Annotated in this window: 1 protein-coding gene; it reads right to left on the reverse strand. The window is 47.1% G+C overall.

Annotated features, from left to right (window positions below; translation table 11 throughout):
• Positions 1-2,100: beta strand repeat-containing protein (locus tag ACFSKL_RS22280; protein ID WP_376889496.1), on the reverse strand; the 2,100-nt coding region annotated here is incomplete at both ends.

A 2,100-nucleotide genomic window follows, 5' to 3' on the forward strand; every position in this document is an offset into this window, starting at 1 on the left:
GCCGTTTCCGTTGTCTACCAAAACATCGCTGTTCGTCTCGATCAGGTTGATGATCTCGTTGTAGATATCGCCCTCGTTCTGGATGTTCGTCACCACATCACCGATTACGTCTATCGTGATTGTATCGCCATTCGCATTCGTAAGCGTGTAGCTGCCGTCGCCGTTGTCGGCAAGTGTCGTCGTGTTGGCATCAAACGTAACAACTGTGCCGTCTGCCGCGGTATGCGTGAACGTACCATCGCCATTGTCTACCAGGATGTCCGAGTTGGTTTCAATCAGGTTGATGATCTCGTTGTAGATGTCGCCCTCGTTCTGGATGTTCGTTACAACATCGCCTGGTACGTCTACAACGGTTACCGTTCCGTCTTCACTTGTATATGTGTAAGTGCCGTCCCCATTGTCCACCAAAGTCGTTACTGTCTCGTTAAGGCTAACGATGTTTTCAATGTATTCTTCGATTGAGTTGAATGTATCGCCATTGATCGTTACCGGGCCTGAGTTCACGATATCCTCGAACTGGTTCACTACACTTGCTGGTACGTCTACAACGGTTACCGTTCCGTCTTCACTTGTATATGTGTAAGTGCCGTCCCCATTGTCCACCAAGGTCGTTACTGTCTCGTTCAGCGCCACGATATTCTCGATGTACTCTTCGATTGAGGTGAATGTATCTCCGTTGATCGTTACAGGTCCGCTGTTCACAATGTCCTCGAACTGATTTACTACACTTGCTGGTACGTCTACAACCGTTACAGTGCCGTCTTCACTCGTATGTGTGTAAGTGCCGTCTCCATTGTCAACCAAGGTTGTTACTGTCTCGTTGAGTGCCACGATGTTCTCGATGTACTCTTCGATTGAGGTGAATGTATCTCCGTTGATCGTTACAGGTCCGCTGTTTATAATATCCTCAAACTGGTTGACCACCGATGCAGGTACGTCTACAACCGTTACAGTGCCGTCTTCACTCGTATGTGTGTAAGTGCCGTCCCCATTGTCAACCAAGGTCGTTACTGTCTCGTTGAGTGCCACGATGTTTTCAATGTACTCCTCGATTGAATTAAAAGTATCGCCATTGATCGTTACTGGACCACTGTTTACAATGTCTTCAAACTGATTTACTACACTCGCCGGTACGTCTACAACCGTTACCGTGCCGTCTTCACTCGTATGTGTGTAAGTGCCGTCCCCATTGTCAACCAAGGTCGTTACTGTCTCGTTGAGTGCCACGATGTTTTCAATGTACTCCTCGATTGAATTAAAAGTATCGCCATTGATCGTTACTGGACCACTGTTTACAATGTCTTCAAACTGATTTACTACACTCGCCGGTACGTCTACAACCGTTACCGTGCCGTCTTCACTCGTATGTGTGTAAGTCCCGTCTCCATTGTCCACCAAAGTCGTTACTGTCTCGTTAAGGCTAACGATGTTTTCAATGTATTCTTCGATTGAGTTGAATGTATCGCCATTGATCGTTACCGGGCCTGAGTTCACGATATCCTCGAACTGGTTCACTACACTTGCTGGTACGTCTACAACGGTTACCGTTCCGTCTTCACTTGTATATGTGTAAGTGCCGTCCCCATTGTCCACCAAAGTAGTTACTGTCTCGTTCAGTGTCACGATGTTCTCGATGTACTCCTCGATTGAATTAAAAGTATCGCCGTTGATCGTTACAGGTCCGCTGTTCACAATGTCCTCGAACTGGTTCACTACCGATGCAGGTACGTCTACAACCGTTACCGTGCCGTCTTCACTCGTATGTGTGTAAGTCCCGTCCCCATTGTCAACCAAAGTCGTTACTGTCTCGTTCAGTGCCACGATGTTCTCAATGTACTCTTCGATTGAATTAAAAGTATCGCCGTTGATTGTTACAGGTCCGCTGTTTATAATATCCTCAAACTGGTTTACTACACTTGCTGGTACGTCAACAACGGTTACTGTACCGTCTTCACTCGTATGTGTGTAAGTGCCGTCCCCATTGTCAACCAAGGTTGTTACTGTCTCGTTGAGTGCCACGATGTTCTCGATGTACTCCTCGATTGAGGTGAACGTATCGCCGTTGATGGTTACGGGACCGCTGTTTATGATGTCCTCAAA

Origin of the sequence: Belliella marina, from assembly GCF_042682445.1 — a bacterium.
In the GTDB taxonomy this organism is placed as follows: domain Bacteria; phylum Bacteroidota; class Bacteroidia; order Cytophagales; family Cyclobacteriaceae; genus Belliella; species Belliella marina.